Raw genomic sequence first — 16,573 nt, 5'->3', positions numbered from 1 at the left:
GGCCGCCTCCGGTTGAGGCTGGACCCAGGCCGCCGCATGAGTGGCCATGGGAGCGAACGACCGCATGGAATTGGCGGCCACCATCGTCTTGAACGGGCTGACCCTGGCTGCCCTCTACTTCATCGTGGCCAGCGGCTTCTCGTTGATCTTCGGGCTGATGCGCGTGGTGAACATGGCGCATGGCACGCTGTATCTCGTGGCCGGCTATGTGGGCTACGCGGTGTTCGAACCGCTCTATGACCAGGACCTCTGGTGGGCCTGGTATGCGGGGCTGGCGGCGGGCGTGCTCGCGGCGGCGGTCTTCGGCGCGCTGCTGCAACAGGTGCTGCTGGGCTGGATGCAGGGGCAGGAGCTGCGCCAGGCGCTCGTCACCATCGGCATCTCCATCATCGCGGCCGACCAGATCCTGGCCATCTATGGCGGCAACCCGCGGCAATTCTTCGCGCCGGACGCCATCTTCGGCTCCACCCAGGTGCCGCTGGTGGGCGGCTACCCGACCTTCCGCCTGGTGCAGATCGGCGTCGCCGTGGCGGTCGGTGTGGGGCTGTGGCTGCTGCTGAACCGCACGCGGCTCGGCATGATGATCCGCGCCGGCGTGGATGACCGCGAGATGCTGGGCGCCTGCGGCGTGAATGTGCCGCTGGTGGGCGTGGCGGTCTTCGCGCTGGGCGCGGCTTTGTGCGGGCTGGGGGGCGTCATCGGCTCCACCGCGCAGCCGCTGGCCATGGGGCAGGATGGGCGCTTCCTGCTGATCTCGCTGGTGGTGGTCATCGTGGGCGGCATGGGCTCGGTCACCGGCACGGCGGTGGGCGCCATCCTGGTGGGCCTGGCCGAGCAGCTGGGCCAGGCCATGTTCCCCACCTATTCCGTGGTGCTGACCTTCGTGATGATGGTGGCGGTGCTGGCGCTGCGCCCGCAGGGGATCCTGGGCCGTGCGTAGGGGGCTCGCCATCGCTGCGGCACTGCTGCTGCTGGCGCTGCCCTGGCTGCTGCACGCCGTGCTGCCGGCCAACCAGGCGGGGTTCTGGACGGGCAACATCCTGGGCCGGGCGCTGGTCTTCGGCATCATCGCCATGTCGCTGACCTTCCTGGCCACCTATGGCGGCTTCGTCTCGCTCGCGCAGATGATGATCGCGGGGGTGGCCGGATATGCGCTGGCCATCTTCGTGGAAGGTGCCGTGCCGCGCATCGTGGGCGGCGCGGGCTATGCGCTGGCCATTCCGCTGGGCGTGCTGGCGGCGACGCTGATGGGGCTGCTGGTGGGCGCCATCGCGGTGCGCACGCGCGACATCTACCTGCTGATGATCACGCTGGCGGTCTCCATGGGCGTGTTCCGCTTCGTCGAGACGAACATCACCTGGTTCAACGGCTATGAGGGCATCCGCAACGTGGTGGGGCCGAGCCTGCTGGGTCTCGATTTCCGCAACCCCTGGGTCTTCTACCACGTCACGCTGGGCACGGCCGTGCTGCTCTTCGCAGGCGTGATGTATCTCGTGCGCTCGCCCTTCGGGCTGGTGCTGCAGGGCATCCGCGACAATCCACGGCGGGTCTCGGCGCTGGGCTACAACGTGGCGCTGCATCGCATCGCGGCCTTCGGCGTGGCGGGCTTCATCGCGGGCTGCGGCGGTGTGCTGGCCACCATCTACAACATCGGCATATCGCCCGGGACGATCGGCCTGGGGGCCACGGTGAACGTGCTGATCATGGCCGTCATCGGCGGGCTGGGGCATCCGGTGGGCGCCTTCCTGGGCTCCCTCATCTTCACCGTCTTCGACACCTTCGCGGCCACCATCTACGACCGCGACCGCTTCAACACGCTGATCGGCCTTGTGTTCCTGGTCATCGTGCTGGCCTCGCCCGATGGGGTGCTGGGGGTAGGGGCGCGGCTGCGCCGCCTGCTCGGGCGCCGCGCGGCCGACAAGTGAATTTCCACCACAACAACAACACGCAAGGAGGAAACACCATGTCCATCACCACCACCCGCCGCGCGACGCTTCTCGGCAGCGCGGGGCTTGCGGGCGCGGCCCTCGCCTCGCCCGCCATCGCGCAGCGCGCGCCCATTCGGCTCGGCGGGCTGACCACGCTGGAGGGCCCCTTCGCCACCGGCGGGCAGGACGCCTATCGCTGTGTGCAGATGGAGCTGGAGCGCATCAACTCCACCATCGGCGGGCGGCGCATCGAGTTCATCCGCGAAAGCTCCAATGCCCAGGCCGACGTGGCGCTCGCCCGCGCGCGCAAGCTGATCGAGCAGGACAATGTGGATATCATCCTGGGGCCGCTCTCGGGCGCCGAGGGCATCGCGCTGCGCGACTATTCCCGCACGCTGACGGGCAAGACCATCGTCAACGGCTCCTCCGGTGCGGCGGACACGACACTACGCAACCCCTCGCCCAACTTCTTCCGCTTTTCGACCGATGGCACGCAATGGATGGCGGGGCTGGGCAACCACGTCTTCCGCCAGATGAACATCCGCGAGGTCGCGGTGGCGGCGGGTGACTACGCCTTCCCCTACGCGCAGGTCTTCGGCTTCAACATCGAGTATTGCCGCGCCGGCGGGCGGGTGCAGCACTACTGGGCGCCGCTCGGCACGACGGATTTCTCGGCGCAGATCGCGCAGATCAACCGCTCCTCGGCGGGTGCGGTGGTGGTGGTGCATGGCGGCACGGACGGGCTCGCCTTCATGACGCAATACGCGCAGTCGGGCGGGAACAAGCCGCTGATCGCGGGCTCCATCATGGCGGACCAGACGATGCTCTCGGCGCGCGGGCCGCACCGGCGCGTGATGGTGGGGATGATTTCGGGCGGGCCCATCGCCGACGTCATTGATGACCCCACCTGGCGCGAGTTCGTGGAGCGCTACCGCCGCCGCTGGCTGAACGAGGGCGGGTTCCAGTCGCCCTCCATCCATGGCGTGAACTACACCACCAACCTCTACGGCATCCTGCACGCGCTGCGCGAGGTGGATGGCGACCTGGGCAACAACCAGCAGGCCTTCCAGCGTGCGCTCGCGGCCGCGCGCATCACGGCGCCCACCGGGGCGGCGGTGCGGCTGGACCACAACCGCCAGGCCATCTCGGACATCTTCCTCAACCGCATCGAGGAGCGTGACGGACGGGCGCAGGTGGTGGCCTTCGCGCGCGCCGACGCGGTGAACCAGACGCTGAACACGCCGGAGCAGCAGTTCCTCGCCCTCGGCGCGCCGTCGCGGGACAACCCGGGCTGCGTGCCGGCTGCTTCGTAGTTCCCCACGACGCCGCTTCGCGCGGTCGCGGGGGCCCCGGTTTGGTGCCCGTCCTGTAGGGCAGGCACCGCCTCCCGAGGCGAAGCCTCGGGAGGGCACCGGGGGGCCACGCGTGGCGCGGGCGTCCGTCTCTTGAATGTTCGTCCTTCCTGGAAAGAACCGAGTGCAGCCCGCAATTCGATTGACCGGCGTCAGCCGCCGCTTCGGCGCCTTGCAGGCCGTGCGTGACGTCAGCTTCGACGTCATGCCCGGGGAGCGGCGAGCCGTGCTCGGCCCCAATGGGGCGGGCAAGACGACGCTGTTCAACACCATCTGCGGCGACTTCCCGCCCACCGCGGGCCGCATCGAATTGTTCGGCGCGGACATCACGCGCCTCAAGCCGCACCAGCGCACGCGGCTGGGCATCGGCCGCACCTACCAGACCTCGCTGCTGTTCAACGGGCTGTCGGTGCTGGACAACCTCTTCGTGGCAGTGCGCGGGCTCAGGCCCCGCCGCTTCTCCTTCCTGCGGCCCGGCCGCGACGACCCAAGCCTCGCGCAGGCGCGCGCGCTGGCGGACCGGATGCGCCTGTCGCATCTGCTGGGTGTGGAGGTGGTCAACCTCTCGCACGGGCAGCGGCGGCAGCTGGAGGTCGGCATGGCGCTGGCGGGCGATCCGCGCGTGCTGATGCTGGACGAACCGGCCGCCGGCCTCTCTCCCGGCGACCGGCCGGAACTGCTGCGCCTGCTGCGCGAATTGCCGCGCACGCTCACGCTGATCCTGATCGAGCACGACATGGACATCGCGCTGCCCGCCGCCGACATCGTCACCGTCATGAAGGATGGCGAGGTGGTGGTGGAAGCCACGCCCGACCGCATCGAGGACGACCCGGTGGTGCAGGCCATCTACCTCGGGGGCGGGCACTGATGCTGACCGTGCGCGACCTGCATGTCCGCTTCGGCCAGGCGCATATCCTGCAGGGCGTCTCGCTGGAGTTGGGGGAGGCGCCGCTGGCCATCCTCGGCCGCAACGGCATGGGCAAGACGACGTTGTGCGGCGCCATATCGGGGCTGGTGGCGGCGAGCGAGGGCGAGATCACGCTGGATGGCGCGCGGCTGTCGGGCCTGGCACCCTATCGCATCGCGCGGCGCGGGGTGGCGCTGGTGCCGCAGGGGCGGCGCACCTTTCCCTCGCTCTCGGTGCATGAGCATCTGCGGCTGGTGGCCCAGCGCGGCGGCCGCTGGACCATCCCGCGCATCTACGAAACCTTCCCGCGCCTAGCCGAACGCCGCAACAACGGCGGCACGGAGCTGTCCGGCGGCGAGCAGCAGATGCTCGCCATCTCACGCGCGCTGCTGATGAACCCCAAGGTCATCGTGATGGACGAGCCGAGCGAGGGCCTGGCCCCCGTCATCGTGGACCACCTGATCGGCGTGCTGCGCGACCTGCCCAAGGACGGCATGCGCCTGCTGCTGGTGGAGCAGAACCTGCGCGTCGCGACCGAGGTCGCGGCGCATGTGGCCATCATGGTCACGGGGCGCATCGCCGCCACCATGCCGGCGCGCGCCCTGGCCGAGGACACCGAAACGCAGCGCCGCTACCTCGGCGTCGCGGTGGGCGGGCATCATTGAGGGGGATGGAATGATGGCGAAGGTCTACGTCATCGGCACGATGGACACGAAGGGCGAGGAGCTGCGCTTCGCGGCCGATTGCCTCAAGCGCGCGGGTGCGGTGCCGGTGCTGGTGGATGTCGGCACACGCGGTGCGGGGCAGGGCGCCGATGTGACCGCGGCCGAGATCGCGGCGCACCACCCGGAAGGTGCCGGCGTGGTGCTGGGCGGCGAGGACCGCGGCGCCGCGGTGGCCGCCATGGCGCAGGCGCTGACACGCTGGCTCACCGCGCAGGACGACATCGGCGCGGTGCTGGGCATGGGTGGTTCGGGCAACACCGCCCTCGTCACCCAGGCCATGCGCGCGCTGCCCATCGGCACGCCCAAGCTGATGGTGAGCACCGTGGCCTCGGGCAATGTCGCGCCCTATGTGGGGCCGTCCGACCTCGCCATGATGTATTCGGTGGTGGATGTGGCGGGGATCAACGGCATCTCGCGCCGCGTCATCGCCAATGCGGCGCATGCGGCGGCCGGCATGGCGCTGCACGCGCCGCCCGCGGCGGGGGCGGCCGAGAAGCCGGGGCTTGGGCTTTCCATGTTCGGCGTCACCACCGCCTGCGTGACCATGCTGCGCGAGGCGCTGGAGGCCACCCATGAATGCTACGTCTTTCACGCCACCGGCGCGGGCGGGCAGAGCATGGAGAAGCTGGCGGATTCCGGCCTGGTCGCGGCCCTGCTCGACATCACGACGACGGAGGTGCCGGACTTCCTGGTGGGTGGCGTCTTCCCCTGCACGGAGGATCGGCTCGGTGCCGTCATCCGCACGCGCCTCCCCTATGTGGGCAGCGTCGGTGCCGTGGACATGGTGAATTTCGGCGCGAAGGAGACGGTGCCGGCGCGCTTCCAGTCCCGCAACCTCTACGTCCACAACCCGCAGGTGACGCTGATGCGGACGACGCCGGAGGAGAACCGCGCCATCGGGGAATTCCTCGTGGCGCGGCTGAACCGGATGGAAGGCCCGGTGCGCTTCCTGCTGCCGCTGGGCGGCGTCTCGGCCATTGATGTGCCGGGCATGCCCTTCCACGACCCGGCCGCCGATGCCGCGCTGTTCGAGACCATCCGCGCGGGCTTCGTTCCCGCCCCCAACCGGCGCCTGGTCGAAGTGCCGGCCGCCATCAATGACCGCGCCTTCGCCGATGCCGCGCTGGCCGCCTTCCGGGAGATCGCCTGATGAAACGCCCCACGCGTGGCGAGTTGCTGCGCAAGTTCCACGACATGGTGGCGCGGCGCGAGCCCATCATCGGCGGCGGCGCCGGCACCGGGCTTTCCGCCAAGTGCGAGGAGGCGGGCGGGATAGACCTCATCGTCATCTACAATTCCGGCCGCTACCGCATGGCGGGGCGCGGTTCGTTGGCCGGCCTGCTGGCCTATGGCAACGCCAACGAGATCGTGAAGGAGATGGCGCGCGAGGTGCTGCCCGTGGTCAAGCACACGCCCGTGATCGCGGGCGTGAACGGCACGGACCCCTTCGCGCTGATGGACCACCTGCTGGACGAGCTGAAGGCGCTTGGCTTCGCCGGCGTCCAGAACTTCCCGACCGTGGGCCTCATTGACGGCGTGTTCCGCGCCAACCTCGAAGAAACCGGCATGGGCTTCGGGCATGAGATCGACATGATCCGCATGGCGAACGCGAAGGACATGCTGACCACCCCCTATGTCTTCAACGCGGACGAAGCGGCCGAGATGGCGCGCGCCGGTGCGGACATCCTGGTGCCGCATCTGGGCCTCACCACGGGCGGCGCCATCGGCGCGCAGACCGCGCTGAAGCTCACGGATTGCCCGGCGCTGATCGCGGAATGGGCCGAGGCCGCGCGGCGCGTGCGGCCGGACATCATCGTGCTGTGCCATGGCGGGCCCATCTCCTCGCCCGAGGACGCCACCTGGGTGCTGCGGAACACGCCCGGCATCAACGGCTTCTACGGCGCCTCCTCCATGGAGCGCCTGCCGACCGAGACCGCCCTGACGGCGCAGACGCGCGCCTTCAAGCAGATCAGCTTCTGAGGGGAACACGCATGGCCCGCGCCTACGCCTCCACCATCCTCGACGCGAACATCGCCACCGTCTGGGCCACCATTCGCGACTTCAACGGGCTGCCCTCCTGGCACCCGGGCATCGCGCGCTCCGAGATCGAGGACGGCCTCGATTCCGACGTCGTCGGCTGCATCCGTCGCTTCTTCCTGCAGGACGGCACCATGGTGCGCGAGCGGCTGCTGCACCTGTGCGACCGCACCACCAGCTTCTCCTACAACTTCGAGACGCCGGCCTTTCCCGTCACCAACTACCGCGCGCGCGTTCGGCTGATGCCGGTGACCGACACGAACCGCACCTTCGCCGAATGGGAAGCCATCTTCGACGAGGCGCCGGAGGATGCGGGGAAGTATGTGGACATCATCTCCAACGGCGTCTTCCAGGGCGGGTGGGACGCGCTGAAGCGCGCGCTGCCCGGCCGCGCGCCGGTGGAGGCCCCGCTCTGGGCCGGCTTCCCGCCCAACAAGGTGTGGTGCAGCACGGTCATCGCGGCACCCGCCGCGGCCGTCTGGGGCGTGATCCGCGACTTCGCCGGCATGGGCGGCTGGCATGACGCCATCACGAAGATGCACATGCTGGACGGCGCGCGCAGCGACAAGGTCTCCGCCACGCGGGACTTCCTGTTCGGCGACGGCCACCTGCACGAGAAGCTGCTGCACCTGGACGATGCGGAGATGAGCTATTCCTACTGCATCACCAAGTCGCCGCTGCCCTGGATGCACTACATCAGCGGCCCGCGCCTCTGGCAGGTGACGGACGGGAACCACTGCTTCGCCACCTGGTTCGGCGACTGGCTGGCGAGCCCGCAGGACGACCTGGCGCTGATCCCGAACACCATGAACGACGTCTATCTCAAGGCCTACTACAGCGTGGGCCGCAAGCTGACGGAGGGCGTGTGATGCGCACCATCAAGGGCCCCGCCATCTTCCTCGCGCAGTTCGCGGGGGATGATGCGCCCTTCAACACGCTGGATGGCATCGCCGCCTGGGCGGCTTCGCTCGGCTTCAAGGGCGTGCAGATCCCCTCCTGGGATGGGCGGCTGTTCGACCTCGCGCGCGCCGCCGAAAGCCGCGCCTATTGCGAGGATGTGCAGGCCACGCTGGCGAAGCACGGCCTGGCGCTGACGGAACTATCGACCCATCTGCAAGGCCAGCTCGTCGCGGTTCATCCGGCCTATGACGCGGCCTTCGACGGCTTCGCCGCACCCGAGGTGCGCGGCAACCCGGCGGCACGGCAGGAATGGGCCACGCAGCAGATGCGCCTCGCGGCGAAGGCCTCGCGCAACCTGGGCCTCAACGCGCATGCCACCTTCTCGGGCGCGCTGGCCTGGCCCTTCGTCTATCCCTGGCCGCAGCGCCCGCAGGGCCTGGTGGAGACGGCCTTCGGGGAACTCGCGCGGCGCTGGCGCCCGCTGCTGGATGCCTTCGACGAGGCGGGCGTGGATGTCTGCTACGAAATCCATCCCGGCGAGGATCTGCACGATGGGGCGAGTTTCGAGATGTTCCTCGACGCGGTCGGCAACCACCCCCGCGCGAACATCCTCTACGATCCCAGCCATTTCGTGCTGCAGGCGCTGGACCATGTGGCCTTCCTGGACATCTACCGCGAGCGCATCCGCATGTTCCATGTGAAGGACGCGGAGTTCCGCCCCACCGGCCGCGTCGGCGTCTATGGTGGCTTCCAGCCCTGGGTGGACCGCGCGGGCCGCTTCCGCTCGCTGGGCGATGGGCAGGTGGATTTCAAGGCGGTCTTCTCCAAGCTCGCCGCCTTCGGCTTCGAGGGCTGGGCGGTGCTGGAATGGGAATGCTGCCTGAAGCACCCGGAGGATGGCGCGCGCGAGGGGGCACGCTTCATCGCGGATCACATCATCCGCGTCACCGACAAGGCCTTCGACGACTTCGCCTCATCCGGCGCCGATGAGGCGGCGAACCGCCGCATGCTGGGCCTCGCCCCATGACGCGGCGCCTCAGGCTCGCCATGGTGGGGGGCGGGCGCGGCGCCTTCATCGGCGGCGTGCATCGCATGGCGGCACGCCTCGATGGCTGCTTCGAGCTGGTGGCGGGCGCGCTGGCCTCCGACCCGCAACGCGCCATGGACAGCGCGGCCGACCTCGGCATCCGTGGCTATCCGAATTTCGCGGCGATGCTGGCGGGGGAGCGCGCGCGGGAGGATGGCGCGGAGGTCATCGCCATCGTCACCCCCAACCACATGCACCACGCCCCCGCGAAGGCCGCGCTGGAAGCGGGCTTCGACGTGATCTGCGACAAGCCGCTGGCGCTGACGGTGGAGCAGGGGGAGGACCTTGCCGCCACCGTGGCGCGCACCGGGCGCGTCTTCATCCTCACCCACAACTACAGCGGCCACCCCATGGTGCGGCAGGCGCGCGCGATGGTGCGCGCGGGCGAGCTTGGCGCCATCCGCGTGGTGCAGGTGGAATACCCGCAGGACTGGCTCTCCACCCGGTTGGAGGAGACCGGCCAGAAGCAATCCGAATGGCGCACCGACCCGGCGCGCGCGGGGCTGGGTGGTTCGCTGGGCGATCTCGGCACCCACGCGCATCACCTCGCGGAATTCGTCACGGGCCTCGGCGTCGAGAGCGTGCTGGCCGATGTGCAGAGCTTCGTCGAAGGCCGCCGCGTGGATGACAACGCGCATCTGCTGCTGCGCTTCGCTGGCGGCGCGCGCGGGATGCTGTGGTCCTCGCAGGTGGCGCCGGGCAATGAGAACGCGCTGCGCCTGCGCGTCTATGGCGAGAAGGGCGGCCTGGCCTGGAGCCAGGAACACCCCAACCAGCTGCTCCACACCCCGCTGGGCGAGGCGCCGCGCGTGCTGGCCCGTGCGGTCGGCGCGCTGCACCCCGCCGCCGCCCACGCCACGCGCATCCCGGCTGGGCATCCGGAGGGTTATCTGGAGGCCTTCGCGCAAATCTACCGCGACGCGGCCGAGCAGATCACGGCGCGGCGCGAGGGCCGCGCGCCCGACCCGCTCAGCGCCGCCACGCCCACCGTTGAGGATGGGCTGCGCGGCATGCGCTTCGTGGCCGCCGCCATCGCCTCGGCGCGGGCGGGCGGCACCTGGACGGTGGTGTGACCTTCCTCGGCGTGGATCTCGGCACCTCCGCCGTCAAGGCGGTGCTGCTGGACGGGGGGGGGCAGGTGCTGGCCCAGGCTTCCGCGCCGCTGACGGTGCAGCGCCCCCATCCGCGCTGGTCCGAGCAGGACCCGGAGGCGTGGTGGCAGGCCGCCAGCCAGGCCGTGCAGGCATTGCCCGCCCCGCTGCGCGCGCAGGTCGCGGCGGTGGGGCTGTCGGGGCAGATGCATGGCGCGGTGGTGCTGGACGCGGCGGACCGCGTGCTGCGCCCGGCCATATTGTGGAATGACGGGCGCGCGGCGGGCGAATGCGCGGCGCTGGACGAAGCCGCGCGGCGCATCGCCGGCAACCGCGCCATGCCGGGCTTCACCGCGCCCAAGCTCGCCTGGCTGCGCGCGCAGGAGCCGGACATCCACGCCGCCACGCGCCGCGTGCTGCTGCCCAAGGACTGGCTGCGCCTGCGCCTGACGGGCGAGGCGGTCTCCGAGATGTCGGACGCGGCCGGGACCCTCTGGCTCGACGTGGCCCGGCGCGACTGGTCGGACGAGATGCTGGCGCTGACCGGCCTCACCCGCGCCCACATGCCGCGCCTGGTGGAGGGCAGCGCCGTCTCGGGCCAGGTGCGGAACACCGAATGGGGCATCCCGGCCGGCGTGCCGGTGGCCGGCGGGGCAGGCGACAATGCGGCGGGCGCGGTGGGGCTGGGCTGCGTGGCACCCGGCCAGGCCTTCGTCTCGCTGGGCACCTCGGGCGTGGTCTTCGTGGCCGATGCGGCGCCGCGCCCGGACCCGGCGCGCACGGTGCACAGCTTCTGCCACGCCCTGCCGGGGCTGTGGCACCGCATGGCGGTGATCCTCTCGGCGGGCGGTGCGCTGGCCTGGGCGGCAAGCGTCCTGGGCGCGGACGAGGCCACACTGGCGCGCGAGGCCGAAGCTGCTGAACCCGGCCGCGTGCTGTTCCTGCCCTACCTCGCCGGTGAGCGCACGCCGCATGACGATGCCACCGCCTGCGGCCTCTGGTTCGGGCTGGAGGCCGGCACCACGCGCGGCCAGATGGCGCGCGCCGTCATGCAGGGCGTGGCCTTCGCGCTGGCCGATGGGCTGGACGCGCTGGAGGCGGAGGGTGGGCGCATCCCGCGCCTGTCGCTGATCGGCGGCGGCGCGCGCTCGGGGCTCTGGGCGCGGCTGCTGGCCTCGGCGCTGGACCGGCCGCTGACGCTGGTGGCCGATGCCGGGGTGGGGCCGGCGCTGGGTGCGGCGCGGCTTGCGGCCTTGGCCACGGGCGCCGACCCCACCGCCACCTGCACCCCGCCCGCCACCCTCGGCGAGGCCCTTCCCGAACCAGCCTTGGCCGAGGCGCGCGCCCACTGGCGGCACCTCTACCCCCTCCTGAAGCCCCTGATGCGGGAGACCGTCCGATGAGCCACATCTTCCAATCCCTCCCGCCCGTGCCCTTCCTGGACCCTGGCAGCCAGGAGGAACTGGGCTGGCGCCACTGGCGCCCGGAGGCGCCGGTGCTGGGCCGCAGCATGGCCGAATGGCTGCGCCCCGCGGTCGCCTACTGGCATTCCTTCGTGGCCTCGGGCGCGGACCCCTTCGGCGCGGCCACGCTGCCCCGCCCCTGGGAAGCCATGCCCGACGCCATGGCGGGCGCGCGCCAGAAGGCCGAGGCCGGTTTCGCCTTCATGGAGCGCCTGGGCCTGCCCTTCTTCTGCTTCCATGACCGCGACGTGGCGCCGGAGGGGGCCAGCCTGCGCGAGGGCGCCCGCAACCTCGACACCATGGCCGATGTGCTGGCGGCGCACATGCAGCGCACCGGCATCAGGCTGCTCTGGGGCACGGCGAACCTCTTCTCCCACCCGCGCTACATGGCGGGTGCCGCCACCAACCCCGACCCCGAGGTCTTCGCCTGCGCCGCCGTCCAGGTGCGCCACGCCATGGAGGTGACGCAGCGCCTGGGGGGCGAGAACTACGTGCTCTGGGGTGGGCGCGAGGGCTATGACACGCTGCTCAACACCGACCTGGCGCGGGAGGACGCGCAGTTGGGCCGCTTCCTGAACCTCGTCGTGGAGCACAAGCACAAGATAGGCTTCACCGGCACGCTGCTGATCGAGCCGAAGCCCCACGAACCCACCAAGCACCAGTATGACCGCGACGTGGCGACGGTTTACGGCTTCCTCGTGCGGCACAGGCTGCTGGGCGAGGTGAAGGTCAACATCGAGGCCAACCACGCCACCCTCGCCGGCCATTCCTTCGAGCATGAGGTGGCGATGGCGGCGGCACTCGGCGTGCTGGGCTCCGTGGACATCAACCGCGGCGACCCGCAGAACGGCTGGGACACGGACCAGTTCCCGACCAACGCGCAGGAGCTGGTGCCCGTCATGCTGGAAATCCTGCGTGCGGGCGGGTTGGGCAGCGGCGGCTTCAACTTCGACGCCAAGCTGCGCCGCCAATCCATCGCACCTGAGGACCTGCTGCACGCCCATGTGGGCGGCATGGAGGCCTGCGCCGCCGCGCTGCTCTGGGCCGCGCGCATCATCGAGGATGGGCGGCTGGAGGCGGCGCGGCGCGAACGCTATGCCGGCGCCCCCTGGCCCGGCAGCCTGGCCGAAATCGCGGACCGCGCGCTGGTCGAAGGGCTGGAACCCCGGCCGCGCTCGGGCGGGCAGGAGCGGCTGGAAAACCTGGTGGCCCGGCTAGGCTAGAGCGGGATGCGTTGAGGTGGAATCACCGAGAACGCTGAATCCCGCTCTCAACAAGGGTGAGAGCAGGCTGCGTGAACGCATGTGAACGCAGCATGCTCTAGCGGCGGCATTGCCGAGCGGCTGACTCACGCCTTTGGTGTCTCCACCAAAGGCGATCAGACGCTACCCGGCAGCAAGCCGCCACAGCGCCGCATCCACCCCCTCGCAGCCACCCGCCACCGCATCGGCGCCGACGAGGCCCGCGAGCCAGGGCTGCCCCGCGAAAAGCCGCCCCGACAGCCGAATCCTGAGCGCGCGGTTGCAGGAGGCGGCGCGGAAACCGGCGAGGCGGCGGCGCAGCGCCTCCACCTCGTCCAGCCGATGGAAGGCGGGGCTGAGCGAAAGCTCCAGCATGTCATGCGGCGCGCCGGCCAGCCGGGCGCAGAGCGCGGCGTCGGAGGGGAAGATGTCGAACTCGTGCTGCCAGCCGGACAGCCACAGCCATTCCGTGGCCAGCACGGCGCCCAGCGCGTGCATCTCGCCCGGCAGGGGCGCCACCAGCACATGCGGCGCATCGGCGCGCAGCCGCGGCACGCGCTCACCCTGGCCGAGCTGGCGCACCCATGTCTGCATCCGGCACAGCAGCATGGTGACCTCGGCCTCCGACAGGGCATCGCGCATCCACAAATCGCCCAGGCGGCGCGCCGCGGGTTCGATGAGGGTGACGAAGTGCCGGCGTGCATCCTTGCCGCGCATGGCGGGCGCGATGCTGTCCAGGGCCGTGCCGGTTTCGGCCAGCGCCGTCAGCAGCGCGTCCAGCACGGCGCGCTCGGCCGGCGGCGCGGTGCCGCGCCGGCTCTCGCCGACCTGTCGGGTGGCGCCCAGGCTGCCCAGCAGGTCGGGCTCCTGGCCCGAATCGGTCCAGAGCCCGGCCACCAGCCGGCCCGGCAGGTGCAGGGCGGGGCAGTCGGCGCGGGGGGCGCCCTCGGCGGCCAGACGCATGTCCCAGCCGGCGAAGCGGCGCGCGGCGACCGGCGCATCGGCCAGGATCTCGACCCCGCCATGGCGCGGGTCCGCCGAAATGGCGTTCATCACCGCGCCCAGGCTGGCGGCGGGGCCTTCCAGCCATTGCAGGTAATGGGTGCCATCCGCCATCAGGAGGCCCGTCACCCCCGCGGCCTGGTTGCGGCGGCGGGCCACACGCAGCATCTCCGCGAGCGGCCGGCCCATCAGCGGGAGCGCGGCGCGGCTGCGATAGACGAGGCGGGTGAGGGGCACCTCACGCTGGTGGAGGGGCCGGGAAGGCGGCGATGCGAGAACCTGTTCCGCGATCATGCGCGCTTCCTCCGGTTAGGCTGGCGGAATAGCTGGCCTGCCGATCGCCGGAGGGAGCCATCGGGTCGAAACCCCGCCGGACCGCCGCGTCATGCGGCGCCCGGCGTCTCGCTCACCCTGGCAAGCTCAAGGTCGCTGAGCGGCACCCCTGGTGTCAACGCGAACCGCATCATCATCCGCGTGAGGAACGAAACGGGACCGGATCAGCTCCAGCTTCCATCGGCGCCGAGGCGCCAGGAGCGCCCCGCTTCGTCCAGGGCGAGGAGGTGCAGCCAGCCATTCGTGAACAGCGCCCGCACGCCCGGGTGGCGGTCCAGGATGACGCCGATCTCCTCGCGCGGGGCGGCGATATGGACGCTGAGGCGCAGCGGTTCATGCGCCAGCGATTCGCCGTCATGCACGGACTGCCAGGGCAGGCCCACGCGCAGGGTGCCGCCATTGCCCTCCACCACGCCCACGCCGCCGGTGACGTTGTGCAGCAGCTTGTTGCCGCCGCCGAAGGCCTCCGGTGCGACGACCGAGCCGTGGTATTGCAGGCTGATCCAGCTCGCGACCACGACGGGCGCCGTGAGGATGAGTTCCAGCACGCCGAAGCCCGCATCCCGCCGCCAGTCATAGTCGTGCAGGAAGACGCGGCCGCCGAGGTCGCGGCCCGCCGTCAGGGCGCGTGGTGCGGCGATGAAGGCCTGGCAGCCGGCCAGCCCCCATTCGGGGCGCGTCTCGGCCCAGTCGGTGGCGCGGGCAGGGATGGCCTCGCCACCGGCCGCGCGGGGCAGGCGCAGGGCGCGTTCGGCCCGCGCCAGGGCGCCGGCGCGGGCGAGCCACGCCTCGGCCTGGGCTGTTGCGGGGTGGGGCGGGTGGTCGGCGGCGTAGAGGGTGACGCGGTCACCCGTGGTGTCGTGCAGCCCGGCCAGGAAGAGCGTGTCCTCCGGCACCGCGATGCCGCGCGCGTCGAGGCCTGCCCGCACCGCCTTGTCGTTCAGCAGCAGGGCCAGCAGCCGCGCGCTGACATCGCCGCGATGCCCGCCGCAGGCGCCGCAATGGAGCGCGCTGGCATGCGGGTTGTTGGCGACCGTGGCGCCATGTCCCAGCAGCAGCACGAGCGGCGCGAAGCCCTCCGTCATGGACATGGCGCGCAGCACGGCCTCGGCGGTGGCGATGCGCGCCTCGGGCGTCAGGGCTTCGGGCAGTCGGGGCGGGGGTTCGGCCTTGGCGGCGCGCTTCAGGCCCAGCGCGTCGCGCAGCAGCCCGCCCGCATGCAGCAGCCCCGCCGCTTCCACAAAGGCGAAGGAGGAGACGGCCGCCTGGCTGAACCGCCCCCAGGCCCGCTTGGCCCGCGCGCCGATCCGCGCCGGCACCTCGCCTTCCACCGCCGTGCAGCTTCGCAGGCTGGGCCGCAGCAGCACGGGCAGGCGGTTCTCCACCACGTCCGATGCAAAGGCCTGATGCGCCACGGGCAGGCCGAAGAAGCCCGCGAAACCCTGGGTGCGGATGCCGGGGTCGAGGGATTCCAGCGCGCGCCGCATCACCTCCGAGCGCACGTCAATGCAGAAGGCGGCTTGCAGCACGGGGCGCGTTTCCACCGGCGCGGCGGCGGCGCCGGCCAGCTTCGCCGCCAGGGCGCGTTGCCCGGCGCGATCGGCGGCGTCCTGCAGGATGGCGTCCAGCGCCTCCTCCGGGCCGGCGGCGACGGGGGCGGCGTGGGCGTCCAGCACCTCGGCCCAGCGCGGGGCCAAGGCTTCGGCATGGGCGGCGAAGAGCGCCTCCTCCCACACCAGCCGCGCGGCGAGCAGTTCCCCGAGCGTGGGGTCGGTGCGGCCTTCCAGCTCCGCCTCGAAGCCGCGCTGCCGGGCGAGCTGCGCCCAACCCCCCAGCGTCATCAGCAGCCGGTGAAGCAGGGTTTCGCGCGCGGCCATGGGCACGCCCAGGGCGGCCAGCGCGCGCCCGGTGGCGGCGGCGGCGCCGGCGGGCGTGGCGGCGACATGGGCGCAGAAGCCGGGCAGGCCGAGGATCTCGGGCGTCAGGTCGCGCAGCGCCGTGGCCCGCCAGGAGGCATAGAGCGCGCCCCGGTGCTGCACCGGCCACAGCGCCTGCCCGGCATCGAACCAGCTGGCGGCGAAACCACCCAGCCGGTCGGCGATGATGCCGGGCCAGTCGGTGCCGGTGATCTCGGCCACAAGCTCCGCGACCGTGGGCAGGGCGCGGGGGGCGGGGCGCGGGCGGGCGAGGGCGGCGCGCAGGGCCGCCAGGCTCTCGGGCCGGTGGGCGGCGGGCGCGGCCTCCAGCGCGGCGGCCAGGTCCTCCTCCGCGATGGCGCCGGAGGCGATGCGCGCGGCGAACCATTCGCGCGGCATGGTGGTGGCGATGCCGCCCACCCGGGCGAGGCGTGCCGCGGCGGTGGCGAAATCCTCGCCCACCTGGCCGAGGAAGGGGTTCACCGCCACGGTGGCCGCCAGCGGCCAGGCGGGCGGGATGGCGGAGAGCGCCCGGTCGAGGGCGGCGTCATGGCCTTGCGCGGCGTCGTGCAGGTCGAAGGGCATGGGGCG

General features: G+C 71.6%; 14 protein-coding genes. 12 read left to right on the top strand and 2 right to left on the bottom strand.

All coding sequences use genetic code 11. The features are described 5' to 3' along the window. Positions 1–46 precede the first annotated feature (46 nt). The 12 genes from GGQ83_RS17055 to xylA all read left to right on the top strand — a co-directional run bounded on the left by GGQ83_RS17055 (position 47) and on the right by xylA (position 12,713). Positions 47–940 carry a branched-chain amino acid ABC transporter permease gene (locus GGQ83_RS17055; protein WP_242535189.1) on the top strand — a complete coding sequence of 298 codons (894 nt, stop codon included), beginning with the start codon at positions 47–49 and terminating at the stop codon, positions 938–940. Beyond that, positions 933–1,925, top strand: a complete 993-nt coding sequence (locus GGQ83_RS17050; protein ID WP_184386189.1) for a branched-chain amino acid ABC transporter permease — start codon at positions 933–935, stop codon at positions 1,923–1,925. Before GGQ83_RS17055 ends, GGQ83_RS17050 begins: the two co-directional genes overlap by 8 nt. Positions 1,926–1,963: 38 nt before the next feature. Further along, positions 1,964–3,241: an ABC transporter substrate-binding protein gene (locus GGQ83_RS17045; RefSeq protein WP_184386188.1), complete on the top strand. Its 1,278-nt coding sequence runs from the start codon at positions 1,964–1,966 to the stop codon at positions 3,239–3,241. 181 nt (positions 3,242–3,422) lie between these two features. Next, a complete protein-coding gene (locus tag GGQ83_RS17040) occupies positions 3,423–4,148 on the top strand; it encodes an ABC transporter ATP-binding protein (RefSeq protein ID WP_242535188.1) in 726 nt (241 codons plus the stop codon). Further along, the gene (locus tag GGQ83_RS17035) at positions 4,148–4,852 is read left to right on the top strand and encodes an ABC transporter ATP-binding protein (protein ID WP_184386186.1); all 705 of its coding nucleotides are present in this window, start codon (positions 4,148–4,150) and stop codon (positions 4,850–4,852) included. The genes GGQ83_RS17040 and GGQ83_RS17035 overlap by 1 nt, the downstream gene beginning before the upstream one ends. 10 nt (positions 4,853–4,862) lie before the next feature. Then, positions 4,863–6,062: a Tm-1-like ATP-binding domain-containing protein gene (locus GGQ83_RS17030; RefSeq protein WP_311728538.1), complete on the top strand. Its 1,200-nt coding sequence runs from the start codon at positions 4,863–4,865 to the stop codon at positions 6,060–6,062. Then, on the top strand, positions 6,062–6,892 hold the full coding sequence (locus GGQ83_RS17025; RefSeq protein WP_184386185.1) for a phosphoenolpyruvate hydrolase family protein: 831 nt from the start codon (positions 6,062–6,064) through the stop codon (positions 6,890–6,892). Before GGQ83_RS17030 ends, GGQ83_RS17025 begins: the two co-directional genes overlap by 1 nt. A gap of 11 nt (positions 6,893–6,903) precedes the next feature. Next, complete coding sequence (locus tag GGQ83_RS17020; protein WP_184386184.1) at positions 6,904–7,818, top strand: SRPBCC family protein; 915 nt, start codon at positions 6,904–6,906, stop codon at positions 7,816–7,818. Then, positions 7,818–8,876 carry a sugar phosphate isomerase/epimerase family protein gene (locus GGQ83_RS17015; protein ID WP_184386183.1) on the top strand — a complete coding sequence of 353 codons (1,059 nt, stop codon included), beginning with the start codon at positions 7,818–7,820 and terminating at the stop codon, positions 8,874–8,876. The genes GGQ83_RS17020 and GGQ83_RS17015 overlap by 1 nt, the downstream gene beginning before the upstream one ends. Next, positions 8,873–10,009, top strand: a complete 1,137-nt coding sequence (locus tag GGQ83_RS17010; RefSeq protein ID WP_207018293.1) for a Gfo/Idh/MocA family protein — start codon at positions 8,873–8,875, stop codon at positions 10,007–10,009. The genes GGQ83_RS17015 and GGQ83_RS17010 overlap by 4 nt, the downstream gene beginning before the upstream one ends. Beyond that, complete coding sequence (xylB, locus tag GGQ83_RS17005; RefSeq protein ID WP_184386182.1) at positions 10,006–11,430, top strand: xylulokinase; 1,425 nt, start codon at positions 10,006–10,008, stop codon at positions 11,428–11,430. The genes GGQ83_RS17010 and xylB overlap by 4 nt, the downstream gene beginning before the upstream one ends. Further along, the gene (gene xylA, locus GGQ83_RS17000) at positions 11,427–12,713 is read left to right on the top strand and encodes a xylose isomerase (RefSeq protein WP_184386181.1); all 1,287 of its coding nucleotides are present in this window, start codon (positions 11,427–11,429) and stop codon (positions 12,711–12,713) included. Before xylB ends, xylA begins: the two co-directional genes overlap by 4 nt. Positions 12,714–12,875: 162 nt before the next feature. Here xylA and GGQ83_RS16995 read toward each other — a convergent pair whose 3' ends face one another. After that, a complete protein-coding gene (locus GGQ83_RS16995; protein WP_184386180.1) occupies positions 12,876–13,970 on the bottom strand; it encodes a BLUF domain-containing protein in 1,095 nt (364 codons plus the stop codon). 260 nt (positions 13,971–14,230) lie between these two features. Next, entirely contained in the window at positions 14,231–16,567 is a 2,337-nt protein-coding gene (locus tag GGQ83_RS16990; protein WP_184386179.1) for a YbcC family protein, read from the bottom strand. Positions 16,568–16,573 lie beyond the last annotated feature (6 nt).

This window comes from Roseococcus suduntuyensis (assembly GCF_014196305.1).
GTDB lineage: Bacteria > Pseudomonadota > Alphaproteobacteria > Acetobacterales > Acetobacteraceae > Roseococcus > Roseococcus suduntuyensis.
This window is presented reverse-complemented; position numbering and strand designations above follow the sequence as displayed.

Excerpts from the sequence above, each read along its gene's own strand:
- GGQ83_RS17055 (WP_242535189.1), top strand. The coding sequence starts at position 47 with ATGGGAGCGAACGACCGCATGGAATTGGCGGCCACCATCGTCTTGAAC.
- GGQ83_RS17045 (WP_184386188.1), top strand. The coding sequence starts at position 1,964 with ATGTCCATCACCACCACCCGCCGCGCGACGCTTCTCGGCAGCGCGGGG.
- GGQ83_RS17035 (WP_184386186.1), top strand. The coding sequence starts at position 4,148 with ATGCTGACCGTGCGCGACCTGCATGTCCGCTTCGGCCAGGCGCATATC.
- GGQ83_RS17030 (WP_311728538.1), top strand. The coding sequence starts at position 4,863 with ATGATGGCGAAGGTCTACGTCATCGGCACGATGGACACGAAGGGCGAG.
- GGQ83_RS17025 (WP_184386185.1), top strand. The coding sequence starts at position 6,062 with ATGAAACGCCCCACGCGTGGCGAGTTGCTGCGCAAGTTCCACGACATG.
- GGQ83_RS17020 (WP_184386184.1), top strand. The coding sequence starts at position 6,904 with ATGGCCCGCGCCTACGCCTCCACCATCCTCGACGCGAACATCGCCACC.
- GGQ83_RS17015 (WP_184386183.1), top strand. The coding sequence starts at position 7,818 with ATGCGCACCATCAAGGGCCCCGCCATCTTCCTCGCGCAGTTCGCGGGG.
- GGQ83_RS17010 (WP_207018293.1), top strand. The coding sequence starts at position 8,873 with ATGACGCGGCGCCTCAGGCTCGCCATGGTGGGGGGCGGGCGCGGCGCC.
- xylA (WP_184386181.1), top strand. The coding sequence starts at position 11,427 with ATGAGCCACATCTTCCAATCCCTCCCGCCCGTGCCCTTCCTGGACCCT.
- GGQ83_RS16990 (WP_184386179.1), bottom strand. The coding sequence starts at position 16,567 with ATGCCCTTCGACCTGCACGACGCCGCGCAAGGCCATGACGCCGCCCTC.